The 23,065-nt window shown below is 57.8% G+C and carries 23 protein-coding genes; 12 read left to right on the top strand and 11 right to left on the bottom strand.

Going from position 1 to position 23,065, the window contains the following annotated elements; genetic code table 11:
- Positions 1–116: 116 nt before the first annotated feature.
- From HMPREF2792_RS03870 to HMPREF2792_RS03855, 4 genes are all read right to left on the bottom strand, one after another.
- The gene (locus tag HMPREF2792_RS03870) at positions 117–698 is read right to left on the bottom strand and encodes a hypothetical protein (RefSeq protein WP_070530990.1); all 582 of its coding nucleotides are present in this window, start codon (positions 696–698) and stop codon (positions 117–119) included.
- 3 nt (positions 699–701) lie between these two features.
- Complete coding sequence (locus HMPREF2792_RS03865; RefSeq protein WP_070523482.1) at positions 702–1,274, bottom strand: hypothetical protein; 573 nt, start codon at positions 1,272–1,274, stop codon at positions 702–704.
- Between the two features lie 30 nt (positions 1,275–1,304).
- Complete coding sequence (locus tag HMPREF2792_RS03860; RefSeq protein WP_070530988.1) at positions 1,305–2,579, bottom strand: hypothetical protein; 1,275 nt, start codon at positions 2,577–2,579, stop codon at positions 1,305–1,307.
- 269 nt (positions 2,580–2,848) lie between these two features.
- Positions 2,849–4,096 carry an arginine deiminase gene (locus tag HMPREF2792_RS03855; protein WP_070530985.1) on the bottom strand — a complete coding sequence of 416 codons (1,248 nt, stop codon included), beginning with the start codon at positions 4,094–4,096 and terminating at the stop codon, positions 2,849–2,851.
- Between the two features lie 168 nt (positions 4,097–4,264).
- Between HMPREF2792_RS03855 and HMPREF2792_RS12970 the strand changes: the two genes are divergently transcribed.
- The gene (locus tag HMPREF2792_RS12970; protein WP_158011579.1) at positions 4,265–4,411 is read left to right on the top strand and encodes a hypothetical protein; all 147 of its coding nucleotides are present in this window, start codon (positions 4,265–4,267) and stop codon (positions 4,409–4,411) included.
- Positions 4,412–4,503: 92 nt separating this feature from the next.
- Here HMPREF2792_RS12970 and HMPREF2792_RS03850 read toward each other — a convergent pair whose 3' ends face one another.
- Positions 4,504–5,697, bottom strand: coding sequence for an ATP-binding protein (locus tag HMPREF2792_RS03850; protein ID WP_083306380.1), 1,194 nt, complete (start codon positions 5,695–5,697; stop codon positions 4,504–4,506).
- Between the two features lie 314 nt (positions 5,698–6,011).
- On the opposite strand from HMPREF2792_RS03850, the gene HMPREF2792_RS03845 reads away from it, so the two are divergent.
- Positions 6,012–6,473 carry an ASCH domain-containing protein gene (locus HMPREF2792_RS03845; RefSeq protein ID WP_070530983.1) on the top strand — a complete coding sequence of 154 codons (462 nt, stop codon included), beginning with the start codon at positions 6,012–6,014 and terminating at the stop codon, positions 6,471–6,473.
- Between the two features lie 128 nt (positions 6,474–6,601).
- Positions 6,602–8,314, top strand: coding sequence for a bifunctional metallophosphatase/5'-nucleotidase (locus HMPREF2792_RS03840; RefSeq protein WP_070530981.1), 1,713 nt, complete (start codon positions 6,602–6,604; stop codon positions 8,312–8,314).
- Positions 8,315–8,391: 77 nt separating this feature from the next.
- Here the strand turns inward: HMPREF2792_RS03840 and HMPREF2792_RS03835 are convergent, their stop codons facing one another.
- Both HMPREF2792_RS03835 and HMPREF2792_RS03830 read right to left on the bottom strand, forming a co-directional pair.
- On the bottom strand, positions 8,392–8,898 hold the full coding sequence (locus tag HMPREF2792_RS03835; protein ID WP_070530979.1) for a GNAT family N-acetyltransferase: 507 nt from the start codon (positions 8,896–8,898) through the stop codon (positions 8,392–8,394).
- A gap of 120 nt (positions 8,899–9,018) precedes the next feature.
- Positions 9,019–10,881, bottom strand: a complete 1,863-nt coding sequence (locus HMPREF2792_RS03830) for a GmrSD restriction endonuclease domain-containing protein (RefSeq protein WP_070530977.1) — start codon at positions 10,879–10,881, stop codon at positions 9,019–9,021.
- 187 nt (positions 10,882–11,068) lie between these two features.
- Between HMPREF2792_RS03830 and HMPREF2792_RS12965 the strand changes: the two genes are divergently transcribed.
- From HMPREF2792_RS12965 to HMPREF2792_RS03810, 5 genes are all read left to right on the top strand, one after another.
- Positions 11,069–11,239, top strand: coding sequence for a hypothetical protein (locus tag HMPREF2792_RS12965; protein ID WP_154762536.1), 171 nt, complete (start codon positions 11,069–11,071; stop codon positions 11,237–11,239).
- Complete coding sequence (locus tag HMPREF2792_RS03825; RefSeq protein ID WP_154762537.1) at positions 11,236–11,799, top strand: 3'-5' exonuclease; 564 nt, start codon at positions 11,236–11,238, stop codon at positions 11,797–11,799. Before HMPREF2792_RS12965 ends, HMPREF2792_RS03825 begins: the two co-directional genes overlap by 4 nt.
- 115 nt (positions 11,800–11,914) lie before the next feature.
- Positions 11,915–12,859, top strand: coding sequence for a dihydrodipicolinate synthase family protein (locus HMPREF2792_RS03820; protein ID WP_070523457.1), 945 nt, complete (start codon positions 11,915–11,917; stop codon positions 12,857–12,859).
- 31 nt (positions 12,860–12,890) lie between these two features.
- Positions 12,891–13,832 (top strand): ROK family protein, encoded by a 942-nt coding sequence (locus HMPREF2792_RS03815; RefSeq protein ID WP_070523454.1) that lies wholly within the window; start codon positions 12,891–12,893, stop codon positions 13,830–13,832.
- A gap of 41 nt (positions 13,833–13,873) precedes the next feature.
- Positions 13,874–14,584, top strand: coding sequence for an N-acetylmannosamine-6-phosphate 2-epimerase (locus tag HMPREF2792_RS03810; protein ID WP_070523451.1), 711 nt, complete (start codon positions 13,874–13,876; stop codon positions 14,582–14,584).
- Between the two features lie 9 nt (positions 14,585–14,593).
- Here HMPREF2792_RS03810 and HMPREF2792_RS03805 read toward each other — a convergent pair whose 3' ends face one another.
- Positions 14,594–15,310, bottom strand: a complete 717-nt coding sequence (locus HMPREF2792_RS03805) for a FadR/GntR family transcriptional regulator (RefSeq protein WP_070523448.1) — start codon at positions 15,308–15,310, stop codon at positions 14,594–14,596.
- Between the two features lie 240 nt (positions 15,311–15,550).
- Here HMPREF2792_RS03805 and HMPREF2792_RS03800 point away from each other — a divergent pair, with 240 nt between their 5' ends.
- Positions 15,551–17,065 carry a sodium:solute symporter family protein gene (locus tag HMPREF2792_RS03800; protein WP_070530973.1) on the top strand — a complete coding sequence of 505 codons (1,515 nt, stop codon included), beginning with the start codon at positions 15,551–15,553 and terminating at the stop codon, positions 17,063–17,065.
- Between the two features lie 158 nt (positions 17,066–17,223).
- Here HMPREF2792_RS03800 and HMPREF2792_RS03795 read toward each other — a convergent pair whose 3' ends face one another.
- Complete coding sequence (locus HMPREF2792_RS03795; protein WP_070530971.1) at positions 17,224–18,564, bottom strand: AAA family ATPase; 1,341 nt, start codon at positions 18,562–18,564, stop codon at positions 17,224–17,226.
- Between the two features lie 82 nt (positions 18,565–18,646).
- Positions 18,647–19,201 carry a CAP domain-containing protein gene (locus HMPREF2792_RS03790; RefSeq protein ID WP_070530969.1) on the bottom strand — a complete coding sequence of 185 codons (555 nt, stop codon included), beginning with the start codon at positions 19,199–19,201 and terminating at the stop codon, positions 18,647–18,649.
- Between the two features lie 555 nt (positions 19,202–19,756).
- Here HMPREF2792_RS03790 and mmuM point away from each other — a divergent pair.
- The 3 genes from mmuM to HMPREF2792_RS03775 all read left to right on the top strand — a co-directional run bounded on the left by mmuM (position 19,757) and on the right by HMPREF2792_RS03775 (position 21,644).
- Positions 19,757–20,647 carry a homocysteine S-methyltransferase gene (gene mmuM / locus HMPREF2792_RS03785; RefSeq protein ID WP_070530967.1) on the top strand — a complete coding sequence of 297 codons (891 nt, stop codon included), beginning with the start codon at positions 19,757–19,759 and terminating at the stop codon, positions 20,645–20,647.
- Between the two features lie 43 nt (positions 20,648–20,690).
- The gene (locus HMPREF2792_RS03780) at positions 20,691–21,077 is read left to right on the top strand and encodes a hypothetical protein (RefSeq protein WP_070523427.1); all 387 of its coding nucleotides are present in this window, start codon (positions 20,691–20,693) and stop codon (positions 21,075–21,077) included.
- Between the two features lie 75 nt (positions 21,078–21,152).
- Positions 21,153–21,644, top strand: coding sequence for a gluconokinase (locus tag HMPREF2792_RS03775; protein WP_070523424.1), 492 nt, complete (start codon positions 21,153–21,155; stop codon positions 21,642–21,644).
- On the opposite strand, the gene HMPREF2792_RS03770 is transcribed toward HMPREF2792_RS03775, so the two are convergent.
- Positions 21,641–23,035 (bottom strand): GntP family permease, encoded by a 1,395-nt coding sequence (locus tag HMPREF2792_RS03770; RefSeq protein ID WP_070531104.1) that lies wholly within the window; start codon positions 23,033–23,035, stop codon positions 21,641–21,643. The genes HMPREF2792_RS03775 and HMPREF2792_RS03770 overlap by 4 nt on opposite strands.
- Positions 23,036–23,065 lie beyond the last annotated feature (30 nt).

Genomic DNA, 23,065 nt, shown 5'->3' with positions numbered 1-23,065 from the left:
GTTCTGCAATGCTCGCGCTGCCGTTTGATCGCGCTGTGGAACGCCAAAAAGAGGGCACCCGCAGCCGTCGTGAAACGGCTTGGGGTGCCCTCTTCTGTGAGGCCTGAGGAGGAGGGCTAGTCCCAGACGGGGGCGTCGCCAAGCTGCAGCTCGGAATAGCGCGCCTCCGGAACGGTGGCGGAGTAAGGCTTGCCCACAGCCTTCCATTCCTGGTCGGTGTTGCAACGCACGTCCTGACCGTCGGTGTCGAGCATGGTAAAGCCCCACACCAGCTTGCCCTGGGAGTTTGCCGGCAGCGTGTACGGGCCAACCTCCTGGTTCAGCTTCCAGTGCTGCTCGTGCACGTAGTTGAAACCGTAGGTCTGGGTCAGAACCTTGGCTAGCTCGCCCTCGCCCTTGATGGAACCGGAGACCTCGATGGTCTGCGTGCGGGCCTGGGTCACGGTGTGGCTGACCGGCACGGGCTCATCATTGCGGTTGGCCACACTAGCGGCATCAGTCTGCTTGAACCACCGGCGGGTGGCGGTGACGTAGGTGCCGTTCTCACCGGGCGTCGAGCAGTGCGTGCCCGGCTTGAAATCATCATTCCAGCGCTGCGGCAGCTCGAAGTCCCCGCCGAAGTCAGCGGCGTGGGCCACAGGAGCGGCCGCCAATAGGCTGAGCGCGGCGAAGGCGCTCGCGATGGACTTCTTCAGCACGTCTTAGCCCCAATCGTTGTTGTCGCGGGTGGAGACCTCCACGTGGCGCTCCTTCGGCAGGGTAGCGGTGAAGGTGCCACCGTTGGCCTGCCAGGTGTTATCGGAACCGCAGATGGTCTTCTGACCCTCGAAGTCGGAGACAACCCAGCCGGCGCGCATGACGGCGGTCTTGCCCGGAGCAATGTTGTACGGGCCGACCTGCTCGCCCACCTCGTAGGACTGGGAGTCGGTGTAGCTGGAGGAGAAGGTGAAGTTGATCAGATCCAGCAGCTTGAAGTCAACGCCGGCGGAAACGTTCCAGGTCTTGGTCTTGGTTTCCTTGATGGAGCGGGTGACCGGCAGCGGCTCGTCGTTGTAGTTGGACACGGTCCAGGATCCGGCAGAGCCGTCGAAGTAGGTGCGCTTGATCTTAACGGTCTGGCCGGTGTCACCCGGGTTGGTGCAGTGCTCACCGATGGTGGTCGGGTTGGCCGGGCCCAGGTCACGTGCCGGGAGGGCGTTAGCGGCCGGGGTAGCGATCAGGCCGCAAGCGATGGCCACGGCGGCGGTGGTGGAAGCAATCTTGGTCTTGAACATGGTGATTTCTCCTTGGGAAGTAAAGGGGGATTAGTAGATGGTCTGGGTCGGGACTGGGAGTTCGCGGTACTCGTCCGGGGTGACGTCCTCGGTGCGAGTGGAGCCGTCCTTGCCCGTGATGGTGGCCTCCGCCCAGAAACCGCTGGGAGCGGTGGTCTGCTTGTAGTTGGAGGTCAGGCTGTACTTTCCGTCCTTACCGCAGTGGATTTCGCGGTAGTTGATACGGGTCATGGTGGTGCCGTACTCCACGCGGACGCGCTCACCAGGGGCCAGGTCGATGTGCTGCAGCTCGGTTCCCACCGGCATGTAGGCGCGCTTGACCGCGCCAACGGACTCCAGCCAGCCCTTCGGGATATCGCCGCGGTTGCCCTGCCAGTTGGTGTACGGTGCGTGCTCGGCGCCGACGACGAAATCGGTGACCGGCGCGTACTCATAGTCACCCTTGGACCAGTTGAGGAAGTCTGTGGAGTAGCCCGGCTTGCGGAAGGTCGGCTTCACCGCAGTGATGTCCAGCGGGTACCAGGAGCTATCGCGGCCTTCGCAGGTCTCGCCTTCCTTGGGCCAGGATGGGTCGCGCTGCAGGTCCTCGGAAGGCTGCATGATTTCATCCTTCTTCGGGTCCGCAATCTTCTCCAGGCTGGGGCCGGACACGGAGGTGTAGTTGCCCTCGATGGGCTTGGAGTTCGCGCCCGGGGAGCGGGAAGGAATCTCCATGGCGAGGTCCGAAATCGAACCATCCGCCTTGATGATGTAGGCAAAGGCATAGCGCTCAGCCGGGCCCTTGCCGCGGATGACGTTGGCGCCGGGCGTGTTCTCTAGGCGGTCATCGTTGCAGCCGACGAACATGGAGATGAAGTCCTTTTCCACCACGCCGTATTCCACGCGGAAGGATTCGCCCGGCTTCAGGGTGACGGGGCCGAAGGTTTCCTTCTCCTGCCAGCCGTTGCTCAGCTTCAGTCCGATGTCGGACTTGGCGGTGGTGTCCCAGCCGGAAGGCATAGCGGCCTTGGAGTTGGCCTCAATCTTGTGGTTGGTGCCCGTTTCCACGGAGGCGGTGTACGGCACCTCCTGGTTCGTGGTGTTCTTAAACTGCAGGGTGCCGTCGCTCAAGTAGCGGCGGCCGGTCTCTGCGAAGTGCCACTCGGGAGTGGCGTTGTCTTCACCTGCTGCGCTGCAGCTCTTGTAGAGGTTGGTGATGGGGTAGGCCTGTGGCATGGGCGGAATGTTGGCCGCCTGTGCCGAGGGGGTAACTAATGCCGCGGTTGCCACCAGTGGTGCAAGCGCGCGCAGTCCCTTAGAGAGCACCTGTGTACCGTCCTTATATTTTATTAAGCGAAAAGTGAGAGATTTGTAGAATCCGCACTTATTTTAGGAGCCAAGCAGGGGGTGGACAATGGATATAGAAAACGGCTTCCGACCCTTGAAGAAAGTTAGTGGCGTTAAGTATTTGCTGGCCAGCCCATTGATCTTTCGTACACAAACTTAGGTATGACCCCGTATGGGTGGGTCAGTGCGGCCGATGCCTCTTGGCTTTGTGGGATACGCGCACCGGTGGCCGGAAGAAGGGAAACCTTCTAATAGTCCACCGCATCACGCACAATAGGGCAGGTCATGCAGTGCCCGCCCCCGCGCCCGCGGCCCAACTCCGCCGAGCCGATCTCGACCACCTCAATGCCGGCGGCGCGCAGCTTCTTATTGGTGTGCTTGTTGCGGTCATAAGCCACCACCACGCCCGGTTCAATGGCCACGACGTTATTGGCGTCGTCCCACTGCTCGCGAGCGGCGGCATAGGTGTCCCCACCGGTTTCCACCACCTGCAGGCTCCTGACGCCAAGTGCCTTGGCGACGACCTCGAGGAAAGACTCGGTGGGCAGTTCGACGTCGAAAGGCGCCGTGCTTGTGGAGGGGTGCAACACGATGGGCCGGATAGTGTCCACGATCTTGGGGTAGGCGGTGACCTTATCGGCATCCAGGAAGGTGAGCACGGTGTCCAGGTGCATCGAGGCGCGGTCGGCGGCCATGGCGGCGATGATGATCTTCTCGGCCGCGCCTTCCTGGAACAGGCGCATGGCCAGCTGGCTTACTCCCTGCCAGGTGGTGCGCTCACCCATGCCGACGAGGACGATGCCCTTTCCGATCGGCATGATGTCCCCGCCCTCCAGGGAAGCCAGGCCCGGCTCCTCATCGGTATTTCCGTACCAAAACTGAAAATCCGCCTGCGCAAACCGCGGGTGGTAGTTATAAATCGCTCTGGTCAGCAGTGTTTCCTGGTGGCGCGCCGGCATCCGCATGGGGTTGAGTGAGACCCCGCCATAAATCCACGCCGAGTTATCCCGCGAGTACTGAGTGTTGGGCAGCGGGCGCAGCGCAAAAGCGGAAGGCCCGTAGACCTCTCGCATGGCGTCGATGGTGCCGTGGCCCAGGCCTTCCGGGATTTCGGCGAAGGGTAGCCCACCGATGAGGAGCTCCGCCAGGCGTTTGTTAGACATGTCCTCGAACCAGTGGCGCAGCTCGCCGCCGATGCCGACACCAACGTTCTTATCCAGCAGCTTGAAATCCAGGATGAAATCGCGCCCGCCCGGGGTGGCCAGGGTTTCCTCTAGGAGCGTGTGCATCTCCAGCACCTCGACGCCGTAGCTGCGCAGCTTGGCGACGAACTCCGCGTGATGCTTCTTGGCTTCGTCGACCCAGAGGACGTCGTCGAAAAGCAGCTCCCCACAGTTACTGGGGGTCAGCCGCTCGTGCGCGAGCCCCGGCGCGCACACCATGACCTGGTGGAGCTTGCCAACTTCGGACCAAACGCCCAGCGGGGGAGTTGTCATGTGCGTGAACCTTTCTCGGCGGGGTGTGCCGTGTTATTCCCTAATGTGGTGAGTAGGGACACCCGGGTGGTGGCATGTGAACTAGACGACAATTCTAAGAAAAGTTCGCACTTTTTCAAGCTCCCGCAAGCCGAAGAAAGCCCACGTAGGTGCAGGTTTTGCGGCTGCGTGCATACTATTATCCGCGTTTATTCACACGGCTCCGGCGCGTACATAGTGAGGTTCCACGCCGCGCTTGCCGACGCCCCGCCTTCCGTCACTGCGGCAACACCGACGCTGGCAGGGGCGGCATTGCCCGGCGAGCTTGATGAATAACTTCGAAAAGAGTGGAAACTCTGCGCGAATAGTAGAGATGTAAACGCGCGGGGGTAGTTGTGGCGTGCAGTCCGAGGGCGAGGGAGGCCTCGCTACTGGGCGTCGAAGTCCTCGGCTATGAGGCTTGCCGCGTGTTCGCGGAGGTAGTCGCGTAAGTACGGCAAGGCGAAATCGACTTCGCCGTGGCCCGTGGTGGTGATCATTTCGGCGTCGAGAAGCCGGCGTCGATAGTTGCCTACATAAGAATCAGTCTTATTGAAGCGTGCCTTGATATCCGCCATCTTGGAAGGGCCATCGCTTTGGGCCATGTAAACCAAAAAGCTTCGGTCGACGGGGGAGAGGTCCGAGAGTGCGGGCTCATGAACAAGCTGGCCGAGCTTGCGCTGTGCTGTTGCGACTCCGCGCCGGGCAGCGTCGATAGAAATCTCGGTACCTCCGTCAGCGGTACGTGCCTTTTCCCGAAAGGAGCACTGGCCAACGAGTTGGATCATGAATGGATATCCATGGCACGCCTCAACCGCGGTTTCCAAAGCGTCCTGTGACCATGAGGTGGCGGCGCTGTGAAGGGGTTCCTCCAGTGCTTCACGTACATCCGAATCGGAGACCCTGCCCAGTTCAATGCGGTTAGCGCGTCGAAGAAAGGTAACTGGATTGGTGTCGCCACGACTGTTCAGCTTCCCGGAAAGCAAAGGTCTAATTGAGGACGGGATGCCTGCCATGACAACGGAAATGTCCTCACCCTCGCGAACTAAATGTTGAATCGTAGCGCCGAGCTCTATGAGCTCCTGGCTGCGTTGATGGTGCATTTCATCCAGTGTTACAAGAACCCCACCGGGCTCCTGGCGGGATTTCCGGTCGAGCTCACGTTTATAGGCCAGTAAATCCTTGAGTGCATTGCGGAGCGAGTACGTGGACTCTGCGATAGCTCGGGTATCCCAATTGAGCCCGCCTCCAATGCCGAGGATAGAGACGTTGAGGCCTTTGAGCTGTTTCCTCTCCTTAGCCAGAAGCTGAATAATGCTGCTACGCAGTCGCTCAACAAAACCGGTCGTTGCAGTGTCACTGAGCGTGAGCCAGCCACGCTCGAGCGCTTCGTCTTCGAAGGCATTAAGAAGGACTGTCTTTCCGATGCCGCGTGGTCCGATGATGAGTGAGATCCTCTCATGGGCACCAGGGCCTTCATCGAGTGCAAAACCGAAATCACGAATGGCATCGCTGCGGCCAACCAACAGTGGGGGAGCGGCGCCGAAGGTAGCCCTAAAAGGATTGGTGTTCTTCGGCTTCATGGAACTCACGTTAACCCACGGCGCTTTTGAAGTCTTGTGAAGTTTATGAATTTTGTGAATTTTTTGAAGTTTATGAAGAGCTTTGAAATTTGAAAGAGGGGCCGCGCCGCTATCAATAGGAAGTGGCGGCACGGTCACGGCGTGATTGGGAAAGCTGATTTACCAGCCTTTTAAGGAGCATCTTTGGCGCAAGGGATGCGCCCGGACATCGTCGTGGATGAAGCGAGTTTGGGGGAGCGAGCATCCGGCCGGTCGGAACAGAAAGCGAGCGCGAGCTTGCTCGGCAACAATAACTGGCCACGTACTGTAAACGTATGACTCAGGACGCTTTGGAACCCCTATCGGTACTGCCTCGCGGCGAGTTCGCCTTCCCTGGCCCGCTTCGCGACGCCCTCGTCACCGCCATCCTGAACGGCACGAAAACCACGACGACTTCCTTGTTGGCCGAGTATCCGCACGGTTACAAACCACAGGAGGACGTGGGCAACCTCGAAGCAGTCCTCGACTCACACGACAACGTGGTGTGCGTCATCCGTACCACCGAGGTCCAGGTCTGCCGGCTCGCCGACGTCAACGACGAGCATGCCCTCGCTGAAGGCGAGGGCTACGCTGATGCCAGCGAATGGCGCGCCGGGCATGAGCAGTTCTGGCGCTCACCCGAGTTCGTTGAGTACATCGGAGAGATAGACATCAACGATGACACACAGGTGGTGTGCCAGCGTTTCACCGTTGACGGGCGGTACCCGGTTAAGGGGCTGGAGGCGTGGGATTCCTGAAGGGGTATGCCCGCGGGCTAGACGTATTCGTAGCTCGTGTCCAGCGGTAAGCTTCTGGACGATGAATGTTCATCTAGATTTTGCCTCGAGGTCGGGGAACCTCTAGCCGCGTTAGGAAGAATGACTCTATGCGCAATCGTCACACCATTCTTGCTTTGACTGTTCTTCTTTCTCTCAACGCATCTAACGCTATCGCTGCCGAATCGGACCCAGGTCCGGCGGCAGTAGCGACCGGAGACGTTGTCTACTTCCAGGATATGAAGGAGTTCGAGCCCCGAACTTGGGATGACGGTAGCCACCAAGGTGGCATCGCCTACTTGGCAACTGCACTCGAGAATATCCGCCAAGAAGAAGGCGACCCTATTGTCGCCTTTGGTGGAGAACTTGCTGCCGGCAGCTTATTCGGCTCAGTCTTTCGCGGTGAGCCATTTGTCGAGGCATTTAACGAACTCGGTGTGGATGTTGGCAACTTTGGCAACCACGACTTTGATTACGGCGTGGACCATACCCGTAGCCTTATCGAAAAGGCAGAGTTTCCGTGGATTTCCAGCAACCTGACTACCCAGAATGGCGAGCCGATCAGCGAGGACGGAACCACGTTCACCGCTAAGTCTGGTGACCTCACCGTCGGGTTTGTTTCTCTTACTGCCGACCTTGATCGAACGGTAGCCGCCAAGGATGTCGTAGTGGGGGACTTCAGTGCATCCGCACGCGCCGGGGTACACAAGCTCGAAGAAGAAGGCGTCGATGCAATCGTTTTGCTGAGCCAGATCTCAAAAGAAGACACCACTCTGGTGATGGAAGAGATTCCCGAGCTTGCAGCAGCGCTGCGTGAAGAAAACGAGGTGCAATCACCGGAAGAAGTGACCTACACCGCAGATGGTCGGCCGATTGTCGCACCGCGCGCCGACTATGGCACTTTGGTCCACCTCGTTTTCACTGTTGACCGTTCCACGCAGAAGAGCGCGGTGAAAGTGGTGAACCATCCGGTCAATCCATCGCTCACTGCTAACAAAGAGTGGAAGGCACGCAGCGAAAAACTCTACGGTGAATTAGATCGCCAACTGGGTGAGCAACTTGGTACTGCGACGCAGGCTTTATCAAAAGCAGAGCTAGGTCCGTTGGTGGCGGATGCATACCGCGAACATTTCGATACCCAGCTTGGATGGCAGAACGGTGGCGGTCAGCGTGCCGACATGAAAGAAGGGACTTTAACCCGTCGCGATGCACAATCGGTGCTTCCTTTTGGTAACTCACCAATCGCGATTCAAGCGACAGGCGCACAGATCAAGGATGCATTGGAAAAAGGTATTGAATCCAACCCAGACGGTGGAAACGGCTTCCCGCGGACTGCGGGCTTCACGTTTGATTTCGACGCATCTGCGCCATTTGGTGAGCGCGTTACGGCGATAAAGCTCGATGATGGCACGTCAATGGACATGAATGCCACCTACTCACTGGCGATTAGCAATTACGTGGTGAATGGCGGCGACAAGGTCGATTCATTCATTGATGCGCCGGTGACTTCTGAGGACACGTCAATCGACGTCGACGTCTTCTCCGAGTACATCAAGCGGCATCGTGAGCTCTCACCTTTGAAGGCTTCAGATAATCCAAACGGTCCAGCAAACGGTGGTAAGACAGAAGAATCATCGATTGGCTCTTCGCGTGGAGCGGCCGTTGCCATCGGGGTGATTGCTGCACTGGCGGGTGCTTTCATTGCGTTCACTCCCAAGTCTGTACTGGACGGGCTTGTTCGCTACCTGAAGACCTTCTTGCCGGACTCGTGGCAACTAAATCTTCCTTCGGATCACTTCCCCTTGCAGGGACTGCATCAATAACCAGGGTATTTCAGTTCTACGGAGTCATTCCCACGTATCAAAAAAGTGGCTGAGCTGCGAGTGTCGAGATATTTTTATCAGCCCAGTCGGTAGACCTCATAGTCATCCGGCACACCTGCGCCGGGGACGTGCTGAAGTCCGAGCTTCAAGGCTAGGGCAATCGACGCCTCGTTGGTGGGGTCGATGATGGCGACGACGGGGAGCTGCGGGAAACGCTCACGTGCGCTGGCAATTGCAGCGGCTGCGGCCTCCTTGGCATAGCCTTTGCCCTGCGATTCAGGTGCGAAGCGGTAGTAGAGGTTGAGTACTTCTTCACTGGCCTCCTCGCTATGGCGCACGCCAGTAAATCCTATGGTAGTGCCATCGAGCGTGGATACCACGTAGTATCCCAGATGATTCTCGCGCCAGTTGGCCTGCCATGCGCGTGCCAGGTCCGTGGCTTCCTCCCTGGTCTTCATGACCAGTTCAGGGCGGTGCTCGTAAGTGCGGGCGTCCGAGTGGATGGCAAAGATGGCGTCAACGTCGACATTTGTCGGTGCCGAAAGATTGAGTCGGGAAGTGCGAAGAGTATGAATATCATTCATTGTGAGTCCTGAGGTTGAGAGCGGCGTTCGGCCAGGTTGCCTAATCTGCACACACGTAGTGCCGTCACTCTTGGTCGAAAGTTGCCCGGCTGCGCCGGTCAGAGAGGAAACAACTTTGCCTTAGGCCTCCGATAGGGGGTCGACTCCCGTTTGGACAGGCTCCTCAAGCGCTTCTTCCTCGAAGAATGACGAGTCTTCCACAGCGTTTCCTTCGCTGACATCGCGCTGAACCGTCTTCTTCAGAGCGCCCTCAATGAGTGCGCAGAGTGATTCCCTTCGACGCTCGAAGAAAGCATCAAAGTTATCGCTGCGCAGTGCTTCGGGCGAAATGAGGTGTCCGCGGAGAACGTCGTCCACGCCGTCGGCATCGAAGCCAGATTCGCTTTCAACCTTGGATAGGTATTGTGACGGTGCGACGCCACCGATGACGCGGTTCGTGCGTGCGCTGAGCGTCGTCTTGTTGACGATGGATTCGCGGCGCTCGTTATCAATTCCGTTTTTCTTGCACCAGTCTTGAGGGAAAATATGGTGAATATCCACGGCCATGTCCCTGTACTGGAATGCTCCGAATTGTTTTCCCTCGACCCAGTCTGTTGAGCCCTGTGCCATGATGAGTGCTGCGATGCCCTTGTAGGCAGCGGCATTGCGGGTGCGCAAAGAATGAAGGCGGGATTCAGCGAAGGTAGCGTCCTGCACGGTTCGTGGGGCGGAAGTTTCTTCACCCATCGCCCAAGCAGGTACCCCTTCGAGGTCACGTACGAAGCGCGTCTCAATAGCAGCGCCATAGAGCTCGCCCAAGACTCCGCTCCAGAACCACTGCGTGATCTTTTCTTTCACGTGGTGTTTGTCTGCTTCCTTGCCAAGAACAACAGCAATGGCAGCAAGCGGAACCAATTGCTTCGGGTAGGGGACATCCCTGAACCGATAGATGTGCAGATCTGCGAGGAAGCCTGCCGCCCAGATGAATCCTTGACGCAGGGCGTCGCGCCAAGTGAGGTAGTCGTTCAACTCAAGCTTTAGAACGTCTTCCCTCTTGGCAGACAGGCCGACTTTGCGGCTTACCGAGGAGTGCTTGCTTCGCTCAAGAGTTGTCAGCATCGTGATTGCTTGGAGGAAGTCAGTGTTCTCCACCTTGTGGAGGACGTCATGTTCTTTCCACAGCTCCTTGGTCTCCACCCAGTCATCGTTGAGGCGGAAATCGCGCTGGTACTTGTCGTAGTACTCTGCATCGCCGGCAAACACCGCCGTGAGGAGCTCAAAAACGTTGAGTGGGAGTCCACCAACATTGACCTTTTCGAAGACAGTGGCCACCGCTGCCTTGTCCGTCTGCTTGTCCAGCTCAATTGCAGGAATCTTGTATTCGTTGACCTGACGGATGATCCCATCACTGAATGCGGTCATGAGCTCGGTGTCACCTAGCTTGCCGAACCATTCGAAAAGCCCCATCTGATCAAGCAGTAGCGAAACGGGGATATAACCCGCTTCGTGTTGCTTCTCCAGGCTGCTGAGATCGAGAACGATGTCGCGGTTAAAGTTGGTTCGAATAACTCCATCAGCCGGTACCGAGATCACTGCTTCATCCAGCTCGAAGGGATCCTCAATAGACTTCTGGATATTGATGAAGTACCTGCGGTCGAGGCGCTTGCCGCGTGAGTCTTTGGTGTGAACAACACCATCACCCTTGAGGGCTTGGGTAAGCGATGTCAGTCGTTGCTGGCCGTCGAGAAGCAAGAACTTGGGCTCGGAGGTAGCAGTCGCCTCGGTGCTTTCGATGGGCCGTGGCTTGAACCTGACAGAAGAATTGCCGGTTTCCAGCAACATGATGATGCCCAACGGATGTCCACGGAAGATGGTTATGAGGAGCTGGCGGACGCGCTCGTCCTCCCACTTGTACTTTCGCTGAAAATCGGGGAGCTGAATCTCTCCGTTCTCGGTATTGCGCATCAGCGCCGATAGTTGGTGCATGTTGGTGTTGAAACCCACCGGAGCCTCCTCTGTAGCGAATAGTCTTCTCCAGCATGCCTTAAAAGGGGCAAAGGGGAGGAGAACTCTGGAGATTTATTTCAGCAAAAGGCTGCGTTTGGTGTTGAGCTTAGCCAGGTGAAATGTTCTCGAACTCCTGAGCCGCAATCCTCCCAAAAGGTCCAGCCCCGCTGATGCCTTGGACTCCATGAGCCTTTCCGACTACTCCCAGCTCGCCCTCGATGTACCCATCTCCTGCTGTGATGAGCACTGGCTGGTCAGCAACGTCGCGCGCTCCAGCGCATCTATGGGCAGCGGTTGGTGCTGCGTGATTACGGGATTGAAACGCGAGGGCGTGCCACGACGAAGCTGCGCGTGAATTACCGCACGACCCGGCAGAACCTGGGCTATGCCACGGCGATTCTGGACGGTGCCGAGTGGGTGGATTCGGAAGAGAATATCGACGATCTGCATGGTTATCGTTCGGTGCGCCAGGGTCCTGCGCCGGTTGTCTTGAATTCTGCGAGCAAGGCGGAGGAAGCTGAGGCCTTGGCCGCGCGTATCCGGGACTGGACCTTCGGGGATGACGATGTCTCCATCGGTGTGCTGACCCGGACTAATGCGCGCAAGGATGAGATCGCCACGCAGTTGGGCGAGCTGGGCGTGGCCGTGAGCACTGGGCGGCGCACGTCCCGGGAGCGCCCGATGGCGGTGATGACGATGCACAACGCCAAGGGCTTAGAATTCACGCACGTCATCTTGCTTGATGTAAGCCGCGAGGCGCTGCCGCAGCGCTACTTGATGAAGGGGCTGGCACCGGCCGAGGCCGACGAGGCGCTGCAGCGCGAGCGGGCGTTGCTCTACGTAGCAGCCTCGCGCGCCCGCGATGTGCTCGTAGTGAGCGTGGTGGGGGAGGCCTCCGAGCTGTTGCCAGGTTAGGTTAGTCAGTTCTCTTCCTTTGCTTCCTTTCGCTGGAAGGAGCTGCATCACAATCGCAGGAGACGTATGATGTCTTATGACTCAAGTGAAAAGGTGAATAGGAAGGGTTCAAGACATGACTGCAAGCACACAGCTCCTGCACGGCGTTGTACCGCCGCTTCTGACTCCGTTTAACGAGGACTACTCCGTCGACATCGATACCCTCAAGCGTCAGGCCGAACGGCTGATTAAGGCTGGTGTTCATGGTCTGTTCGTTCTCGGTTCTTCAGGTGAGGTGGCTTTCCTTACACGAGAGCAGCGTAAGGAAGTCATTGCAACGGTGGCGGAACAGGCTCGCGGGCGAGTTCCGGTAGTTGCAGGCGTGATTGACATGACGACTCCGCGAGTCATTGAGCATATTGAAGATGCCGTCGCGCTCGGGGTCCAGGGTCTAGTTGCCACTGCCCCTTTTTATGTTCGTACTCACGATGTAGAAATTGCTGAGCACTTCCGACTTCTTCACGAAGCCGCGCCAGAGACTCCCATCTACGCGTACAACATTCCGGTCAGTGTTCACTCGGTACTGGATATTTCTACCCTTATTTCTCTCGCCAAGGAAGGTGTGCTCGCTGGCGTTAAAGATTCTGGCGGCAATGATGGATACACGCGTGCTCTGATTAGTGCCCGCGACAAGGCTGGGGTGAAAAACTTTGTGGTTTTAACTGGCTCGGAAACTACGGTCGACTTTGCTTACCTGGCAGGTGCCGATGGCGTGGTACCTGGTCTGGGCAACGTGGACCCGGTTTCCTACGTGAAGTTGCATGAGCTACTGGTGGACGGGGCGTATGCCGAGGCCGCGGAATTGCAGTCTAAGATTTGTGACCTTTTCACCATCGTTGGTGTGGGCGATGGGACCCGCATGGGCGGAAGCTCGCAAGGTCTCGGCAGCTTCAAGGCAGCGCTTCACCACCTGGGCGTCTTTCCGTCGGGGCTGATGTCCCGTCCGCACGTCGCTCTGAATGATGAGGAGCTGGCTAAGATTCATGAGATCGTCGATGCCGCTCAGGTGATCGAGCCCTAATTTCGCTGAACTACGACGAAACGAGTGAAGAGTGACTAGTACCCTTGCGCTTGATGTCGGTGCAACAAAGATTGGTTGGGGCTTCGTGTCTGATGAAGACCCAACGCAGGCAGTTGCGTTGGGAAAGATTCCTACCCAGCCGGCCGGGGCTTCGCCACAGGAGCAGATTAAGAAAGCCGTTCAGCTGGCGTTGGAAGAATCGGGCATTGCCCCGGCGCGAATCGGCATTGGTTCGCCAGGAGTGATTCAGGCACCTGAGGGACTCGTCACCTACAACGGGGACACCATTAAGAACTGGTCTGGTACCAATCTTCGTGAGGTCGCGAAAGAGGTTGTTGACCTTCCGTGTGCTGTTCACAATGATGTGAGAGTCTGGGCGTACGGAGAGCTGATGCTCGGAGCCGCGAGGGAGTTCCAGTCCGGCAGAGTCCTGTACCTTTCGTTGGGAACTGGTGTCGGTGGTGCGGTAAGCGATAACGGGAGTCTGCTCAGCGGACCTACCGGATCGGCCGGAGAGTTTTCGGAGCTCTTGTGCGCTGATTTCCGGGGCTTTGCGGACCGCGCCGAAAACATTATGAGCGGCAATAGCTTGGCTGCGTATTATGAAGAATTTTCTACGAACCCGGCGAGCGAGCGGGTGCAGTGGAAGGAACGGGCCCAGTTAGTGCTTCCCCTCGAAAAGGTCGTGGAAAGAATGAACCAGGGAGATGAACTCGCTTCCCGGATTATTCGAGGGAATTCTTATGGCCTTGGCCGTGCGGTGGCTGGTCTTGTTTCGGCTCTTGATCTTGATGCCGTTGTCTTGGGCGGCGGTGTGTGTCAGATTGGTGCCGCTGTGGAAGAACCATTCCGTCAGGCCATAGAGGATTTCGCATTGAAGCCGAATCGCTCCGTTGCAATTCGGGTTACTGAATCTCCGGCGACAGCACCGTTAGTGGGTGCAGCGGCTTTTGCTCGAGATAACGCTTTTTAGCACTGTTTATCTGCGATATATCCAGAAGAAGGCTCAGGTATATGTTTAGGTTTAAGAGTAGTGAACTGGCGGAACGCCGAGAAGAAGTCCAAGGGTTAATTCGAAACTCGGTGATTGTCTCGGTGCAAGCGCCAGATGGTCACCCAATGCGCGATACCCATACCTTGACGCATGTCGCTCGTGCGTGCGTTGAGGGAGGAAGCCGTGCAATCCGGTGTGGCGGGTATGGCGGCATCGAGGATGTCGAGGCAATCGCAGCTGCAGTAGATGTACCAGTTTTCGGCCTTACAAAGGAGGGGAGTGAGGGGGTTTATATCACGCCAACTGTAGAGTCCGTCCGTCGATTGGCTGAGGCAGGGGCAGCTGTTATCTGTGCAGATGCCACGGATCGCCCTAGGCCTGATGGCTCAAGCTTTTCTGATCTTGTCGCAGAGTGTCACCGGCTTAATGTCTTGTCAATGGCCGATTGTTCAACCCCGGAAGAAATGCAGCAGGCGCACCACACGGGGGCGGATATCATTTCAACGACGCTGGCCGGCTATACAGAATTCCGGAGCAAGACTGAAGGTCCGGATCTTGAATGCTTGGCAGAGGGGCGACGGCTCTGTGGTGAAGATGCTTTTTTGATAGGCGAAGGCAGGTTTGCCTCGCGCGATGATGTGGCTGCAGGAAAGCGCGCTGGCGCCGATGCAATCATCATTGGCACTGCCATCACAGATCCTGCCTGGATTACGCGGAGCTTCAATAGCTGACGCGGATTGTCACAGCGAAGTCAGCAGAGGCTCGTAATGCCTGAGTACAGACTCTTGATACTTCTTCAGGTCATTGTTCTGTAGAGCATCGACGATGTCTTGGTGCGCGCGAACCGTCCTGCTGAAGTCCTGTGGTTCTTCCAACTTGCGAAGTGGAATGACGTTCATGTGCACTTGCCAAAAGGCATCATTGAGCTCACGGATGATCGGGTTATCAATTTCGGAAAGCAGCACCTGATGGAACTCCCGATCCTCTTCGGCAAAGTTTAGGCCCTGCTTCCGCTTGGCTGACATCTTTTCCACGATGATGCTCAACTGCTCTAGCTTCGAGGGGTCGAGTTTGGCTGTGATTTCTTGCCCGATAGCAAGATCAATCGCCTGCCGGATTTCCACTACATCACGAAGTGTTTCAAGGTTGTCATCAGCGTCGAGAGTCGCTCGAAAAATGAGTCCTTGAACTAGAGCTTTGAGGGACGTGCTGGAGACAAACGTTCCTGTTCCGTGCCTGACGTCGACGATATCTAGCGTCGTTAGGATTCTGATGGCCTCTCGGACAGAGGAGCGAGAGAAGCCAAGCTCTTCGCAGAGCTCTGATTCGGTTGGCAAAGTGTCCCCGGGCTTGAGGGCGTTGTCCCGAATGTATTGTTTGATGCCTTCTACAGCCTGCTGGGTGGTTGAGGCAGGGCGATGTGTGGCTTCACTGAATCCCCACGTTCCGGTGTGCACTGGTTAATCCCTCTTTTCTTTTCGATATATCTTAAGCCTTCCACGTTGGCGGGGTACTTAAAGGATGAGCGCTGCGGGGGAGTAGCACTCCGCTCTGACGATCAGGGGTAGACGGCTATATCTTAAATCCCTTCAAACATCAGACGTCTGATGTATTGTATCTTCTAACATGCTTTGTTGCACAGACAAATTAGAGAGTGATTTAGCTCTCTATATCGAAAGCCCTGAAGGGAAGGCCAAATGCAATCATTCGGAACACTCAACTGGATAGTTCTGATCCTCTATCTCCTGGGAATGCTTCTTGTCGGCGCTTATTTTGCGCGTAGGGCCGGCAGTGATCAGGACGAATTCTTCAAAGCGGGTGGCAGGATTCCTGGCTGGGCGGCAGGATTCTCAATCTATGCCACGACGCTGTCTGCCATCACGTTTATGTCCACTCCGGAAAAGGCGTATCTGACTGACTGGGCTTACTCGGCTGGTAACCTCGCTATTTTTGCCATTGTTCCAATTTTGAGCGGTTACTATGTTCCGTTCTTCAGGAAGCTGGATGTCACTACGGCCTACGAATACCTCGAGGAGAGATTCTCCGTAGCCCTCCGAGTCCTCGGCTCGCTCCTCTTCGTTCTTTATCACGTCGGGCGCATCGCCATCGTTATCTATTTGCCAACATTGGCGATCACGTCGGTGGCAGATATCAACCCGCTGGTCGTCGCCGCGTTTGTAGGCGCTCTTTGTATTGTGTACACCTTCCTGGGAGGCATGGAAGGCGTGATTTGGTCTGATGTGATTCAGGGTGTCCTGCTGCTGGCTGGCGCTGCAGCGGTAGTGCTGACGGCCATGGCTATGACTCCCGACGGATTTAGCGGTGCGGTGGTTAACGCCGCTGAAGAAGGAAAGTTCTACTCAGCGGACAACTTCACCACGAATGCAGTCTTCTCCTCGATACCATTCATCTTTATCGGAAATGTACTGAACAGCTTGCACCAGTACACCTCTTCTCAGGACGTCGTTCAGCGCTACCAAACGACTCCTACGATTCAAGCGACGAAGAAGTCTCTCATCGTCAACGGAATTCTGGCGCTGATAACTATTCCGCTGTTCTACGGGATGGGAACGGCTTTGTATAACTTCTACGAAGCGAAGGGTGGTCTGCCTGAGGGAGTCAACACTTCTGCTGTAGTGCCGTATTTCATTCTTTCGGAGCTGCCTGCAGGCATTGCCGGACTCTTGATTGCTGCCATCTTGGCGGCTGCGCAATCGACAATTTCTTCTTCGCTCAACTCGATTTCCGCGTGCGTTGTCGTGGATATCTATAACCGCTTCTCCCCGAAGGAAGCGTCGGTTACTTTCTCTCGCCTGGTCATCATCGTTGCCGGAACCTTCGGATTGGCCGTTGCGCTGTATCTCATCATTACCAACCAGTCGGACCTGTGGGACCTGTTCCTCGCGATCACCGGTCTTTTTGGAGTTCCGCTCACTGCGGTATTTGTCTTGGGTATCTTTACGAAGTCCGCAAATTCCAATGGCGTTCTCATCGGGCTCCTTTGCGGAGCGATTGCTGCGTACTTCGCTGGAAAGCTGGACCAAGGCCCATTCTTGGTCTCGATTGTCGCGTTCGTAGGAACTCTCGTTATCGGCTATCTGGCATCCTTCATCTTCCGGAAATCGGACCAGCACGACATCACGGGCTTGACTATTTACGGAAAGGACCTTGAGTACACGCGGCGTAGCGCCATGCAAACGCCTGTTGCTTAAATCAAGTAAGTTAAGCCCACGCAGCGTGAGTTGTTGCTCTCCGTGGGGTACATCTCGCATGGCCGCGGCGTGCTCGTAACGAGTGTGGAGGGGCTTCGACGCTGTTGCTGTGGTCGGTGGGGTTGCCGCCTCTGGACCGGTGTCCCAGTAGTTGTGCTTCAAGCAGCTTCATCCTGATGCTTCAAGGAAACGTGGAGGATTTCTTCGATGACCGTTGCAATAACGCCCGGTGTTCCTGGATTTATGGTCCGCCAATTCTCGCTGCCAAGGACTGGAAGGAGCCTTAAGGAGTTGTCAATGGGGTGGCTATCGGCGACAAGTAGTTCGCCCCAATCCTCTTGGTGTAGGGATAAATAGGCAGGGGAGTGGGAGTTCACAATCATTTGCTGCAGGGGATTGTCCGGGCCCACTTGGTGGCGTGAATCGACAGCCAGCTCATGCAGGAGCGTATACATAGCGCGAAGCTTGTCGGGATAAATGCCGTTTTCTGGTTCTTCGAAGCATAAAACGTCGTTCGTGCTGGGGTCGATGGCGAGGAGACCCAGGACGATAAAACGCAGTGTTCCATCCGAGAGCGCACGCGCGGGAAGCAGCGGTGCATTGCCAATTTCTGCTTGAAGCGTGATCAACTGACGCGAGCTGTCGATGTCGAGGTCAATCGAGCGAACATCAACGAGATCGAGGAGCGTGTCTTCTAATTGAACAGTTGCTTGATCGCCGATTTCCTGCGTGAGGCGGGCGAGGGTCGCCGGGAGGTTGGCGCCGCGGGCATCGACGCTTGACGGATCACTCATCGCGCTCGGAGCACGCATCGCACTCGGCTCAAGGCCCAGTAGCTTCCACGTGGAAAGCTCTCTACGTACTGCAGCAATTGCTGAGTAATCCGCGCTGCGCCCGTAGACGGATAGAACCGTGGAGCGAACTTCCTTCAGGGGAAGGTGCGGATTGCGCCCCCTTCTACCCGACTTAACCTCGATGGAGTCTTCGGCCGTTGTCTTAATGAACGCGGGGCGGCCACCTGTGCTTTTAATAGCAGTCTTGCGAAATGCTTCTGCAGCCCAGGGGTGCCTTTCACGGGCGTCCTTTTGGGTGAGTGCCGTGAGATCCTCACGGACAAGTTCGATGGTTCGCACGACTTGATCCGCAGTGAATTCCTGCTCCACGAGTTGGAACTCAAGCTCGTACCGCAGGAAAGTCGTGGCGATTTCTACTTCTTGTCCGAAGTCATCTCGAAAAGTTGCGGGGACGATCATCTCGGCGGCAAACGTGATCGAGTTCGTGTCGTTGCCAAAGATTTCGCTGATATCGCCACGCAGACCGCGGAGATTGGCGGCGGCATCGTTAAGAGAGGCATTGGCTGTTGAGCCGAAGAAAGAAATTGCGTCGAAGATATTTGACTTGCCGACAGCATTGCGGCCCACGATGCAGGTGTAAGGGCCGAGATCGACACTGAAATTCTTGAGGTTCTTGAAACCATCAACTTCGAGTCGCGTGAGCATGGAGTCCACTATAGCGTGCAGCGAGTGGACACCCAGGGGCGCAGGATGAGCCGCCTAACTGCGCCCCTTTCGGGTTTTAGATCTACCGCCCAAAGTTCTGCACGGCGTACAACCGGCCGTCGGGAGCGACAGTCAGGCCGATTCCCACGGACTTAGCGCGGGGGTCGAGCAGGTTCTTGCGGTGGCCGGGGGAATCCATCCACAGCTGTACCAGGCGGGCATCGGAGTAGTCGCTCCATGCCTGGAGGACGTTCTCACCACCAGCGGGCAGGCCGGCGGGGTAGAAGGTCCAGTAGTTCGGACGGTGGCGAGTTCTGCCATCGCGGCTCAAGGTATTGGCCCAATCCTGTGCCAGGTTGGTCAGGTTCGGATCAACGCGCAGCGGCGCGAGGCCATTGGCCACACGTTGCGCATTGGTTTGATTAATAAGGCCTTGAACGCTGGCTGCAGCGTGCGGAGCCGGGGCTGCCGGGCCGGCAACGGACGGCATGGTGAAGCCAAAGTCAGCCGGGTTGAATGCACCGAAGGAACTACCAGCCTGAGCAGGGGCGTTGATGGAACCGGCGAAGAGTGCTGCAACGGCAGCAACCGGGGCGACGATCTTTGTGGCTTTATGTCCGAATGGGAGGCGGAACATGACGGGCACCTCTTTCTGCTTCAGGTGTTAAGTGGAGGCTTTTTCGACCTCGTACCGAGCGGTACTTTCACTTAAAATTAAAGCTCTTTGGGATGCTCAAAAGCCACTTGACCAGCAGTTTTAAGGTTTGTCTGTGAGTTTATGTGCCTTCGCGCGGCGGGCTTAAGTTTCTTTTGGGTTTGCCGCCCTGAAGGCTTGAAATTGCATAGTTTTCTTTAGAAATGACGGGCGGCGGGGGTGGCACTTGGGGGTGGCTTCTTAGGTTGATGGAAAGCTTTGCCAAGAAAATGCTGGTGATGTGTCAACCATTCTCAAAAACTCAGGAATTTCTTCAAAAATCCCTGGGTTAAGGCTGGGAAAGTATAGTTTGCGCTTATTGGCCCGTGAGAAATCCGGGTAAGAGCGGGATGTCGAAAAGCATGACAATGAGCAGGAGGAAGGGCTGTTGAGGCTCAGTGTCAGAAGGTAAAAGATTAAGAAAAGTAATGCAACTATTAATGAAACCTATTGGCATGGTGGGGGTCGGCTGCCCACGCATTGCTAGGCTCGTGCGCCATGGCCCTCTTTGACGCGCCGCTGCTTTTCGACGGCGGCCTTGGAACCCACCTCGAGGCCCTGGGGTACGACATCTCGGGTCCGCTGTGGTCGGCGCGTGTGCTGCGTGAGAACCCCGCCCTCATCGAATCTGCCCATGCGGATTTCTTTGCCGCCGGCGCCCAGATTGCCACCACGGCCTCCTATCAAATCACCTTCGATGTGCTGGGCGGGGAGGCGGAGTCTCTTTTGCGCCGCAGCGTCACGGTAGCGCGTGACGCCGCCCGCAAGGCCGGCGACAGACATGCTGCCCACGGTGATCTAATGGTTGCCGCATCCATTGGCCCCTATGGAGCAGGCCCGGGCCGGGGCAACGAGTACGACGGTGCCTATGGTCTTTCGGCACACGAATTGCGCCGCTGGCATGCCCGCAGGGTAGAGGTGCTCGCGGACACGGAGGCCGACTTCCTTCTTGCTGAAACCATCCCGAATGTCGATGAGGCCGCGGTGCTTCTGGAGCTGCTCTCGGCCCAGCCCAAGCCCTTTGCGTTGAGCATCACCGGCGCCATCGCGGCCGACCCGACGAAGCTCTCACAGGTGATCGCGCTGGCCAACCAGATACCGTTGCTGGGTGCGGTGGGTGTGAATTGTGTGCGCCCACCGCAGGCATGGGCGGCGGTGAAGGCATTGCGCGCTGGAACCGATAAGCCGCTTTTAGCCTGTCCCAACAGTGGGGAGATCTGGGACCGCGGCGCCCGCGACTGGCGTCCTGCTCCGGCCGGTGCGATGGGCTTGACTGAGGCGGCAGCCGAGATGCGCGTGGCTGGGGTCGGTCTTCTGGGCGGCTGTTGCCGCGTGGGGCCCGCTGAGATTCGGCAGCTGCGTCGATCGATCCGCTTCGAAGACAAATAGAAAACGCCGCGACAATCTTCCTGCTGGAGGATACAGTGTTCCTATGAAAAAGTTTTCTCTACTTGCCGCATCCGCTGCACTTCTCATCACAACGCTGTCCGTGCCCGCCGCCAATGCCGAGCTGACCCAGACTGAGCGGGATCAGTTCCGCACCGATCCCGTCGGGGCAGTTGCCTGGCAGGCCATCAAGGGCTCCTCGGAGTACGTGCGCGCCGATGGCAACACCATGATGGCCGCGTCCTTCTTTTCCATGACTATGCCGGGGCAGAGCATCGGCATGCCTGCTCTTGAGAATTGCGCAGAGCGCGTCGGCTCCTCCGCGCCGGAGGGCGGCGTGCGCTACGTGGCGGCGGCCCTGTGCGCCACCTTTGATCCGAATGCCCGCGGCGAGGTGCAGCGCGGCGACTTCGGCTACGGTCCACTGGGCTAAGCCGCGCTGTGGTCAGCCGCGCTACGCCACGTAGTGCGTAGCGCGTAGGATCGGGTGCTGTCTTAAGGAGGATTGATGCGCAAGCACGTGGTGATCATGGGAGTCTCGAGCTGCGGCAAATCGACGGTCGGGGAGTTGCTGGCGCAGCGCACCGGCCTGCCCTTCCGGGATGGGGACGATATGCACCCCGCGGCGAACATCGAGAAGATGGCCTCGGGGCAGGCGCTTGACGACGATGACCGGAAACCCTGGCTCGAATCCATCGGGCGCTTTCTAGCCGAGCAAGAGTCCGGGGCCATCGTGGGCTGTTCCGCGCTCAAGCATTCCTACCGTGACATCATCCGCGCCGCAGCGCCCGATACGGTCTTCATCCACCTGCATGGCTCCTATGAGTTGCTCAAGGAACGCATGAGCCGGCGGACCGGACACTTCATGCCGGTATCTCTGCTGGATTCGCAGTTCGAGACTCTGGAGGAACTGCGGCCGGAGGAGGCAGGCATCGTGCTGGATGTCAGCGCCACCCCGGAGGAGCTGGCCGCCGCGGCGGCCGAGTACCTGCAGGCCTAGAACAGCGCGGCGGCGCCGTAGAAGATAAGGACGATGCCGAAGCCAATCGAGGAAATCAGCGCCTGATTGACGGTCCACGTCCTCAGGGTGGTGGACACGTCCATGCCCATGAGACGGCCAACGAGCCAGAAGCCCGAGTCATTGACATGGCTGCCAAAGACGGAGCCGGCTGCGGTGGCGAGCGTGATGAGGACCAACTGGATTTCGCTGAAGCCGCCAGCCTCCACGGCAGGCACCATGAGCGCGGCGGCCGTCGTCAGCGCAACGGTGGCCGAGCCTTGCGCCAGACGCAGGGCTACCGCGATGAGGTAGCAGGCCAGGATGACAGGGACGCCGAGGTTAGACATGGAGTCCGCCAGCGCATCACCGATACCGCTGGTGCGCAGCACCCCGCCGAACATGCCGCCCGCACCGGTGATGAGGACGACGGAACAGATCGGTCCGAGCGAAGACTCCACGGTCTTCTCAATTGCGCTCTTGCCCTCCCCGCGGCGCAGGCCTAGCACGGCCATCGCTGCAAGAGTGGTAATCAACAGCGCGATGGGTGTTTGGCCCAGGAAGACGAAGAAGCGAACCCACGTGGCGGAAGGATCAACAACACCAGCGGTGCCCAGCGTGGTCAACCCGGTATTGCCGAAGATGAGGATCATGGGGATGAGCAGGATGCCAATTACTGAGGCCGGGGAGGCCGGGCGATCCGGGAGTTCGGCATCGCTGACCAAGGCGCCGGTGATGGCTTCCTCGAGGCGGTAGGGATACTTCTTTCCTAGGTGGAGACCGAAGCGGTAGCTGGAGAGATACCACGTGGGCAGCGCAACGAGGAGGCCAAAAATGAGGATCAGACCGATGTCCGCGCTGAAGAACTCACCGGCGGCCACAGGGCCCGGGTGCGGCGGCACGAAGACGTGCATGACGGAGAAGGCGCCGGCGGCGGGGATGCCGTAGGCCAGAACTGGGCCGTCCAGGCGCCTGGCGACGGCAAAGATGACCGGCAGCATCACCATGAGCCCCGCGTCGAAGAAGATGGGGAAGCCCATGATGAGGGAGGCCACGCCGAGTGCTAGGGGCGCTTTGTCTTCGCCGAAGAGTTTCACGAGGGCGTCGGCAAGCGTTTTAGCACCGCCGGAAGTTTCCACCAGACGCCCGATCATGGCGCCCAACCCCACCAGCAAAGCCACGGACCCCAAGGTTGAGCCGAAGCCGCTCGTCATGGTGGGAACCACACCATCCAGCGGGATGCCAGCGGCCAGGGCGGTTAGCGCGGAGACCGTGACGAGTGTGACGAAAGCGTGCACCTTGAAGTAGATGACGAGGACGAGGATGACGGCGATGGCCGCAACCGCAATCCCTAACAGTGGTCCGGTGCCCAGCGTGGGCTCCCAAGTATCCATGGCATTCATGAATGTTGATTTTACTTCTGC

The sequence above is a fragment of the Corynebacterium sp. HMSC068H04 genome, assembly GCF_001811255.1.
Classification (GTDB): domain Bacteria; phylum Actinomycetota; class Actinomycetes; order Mycobacteriales; family Mycobacteriaceae; genus Corynebacterium; species Corynebacterium hesseae.
This window is presented reverse-complemented; position numbering and strand designations above follow the sequence as displayed.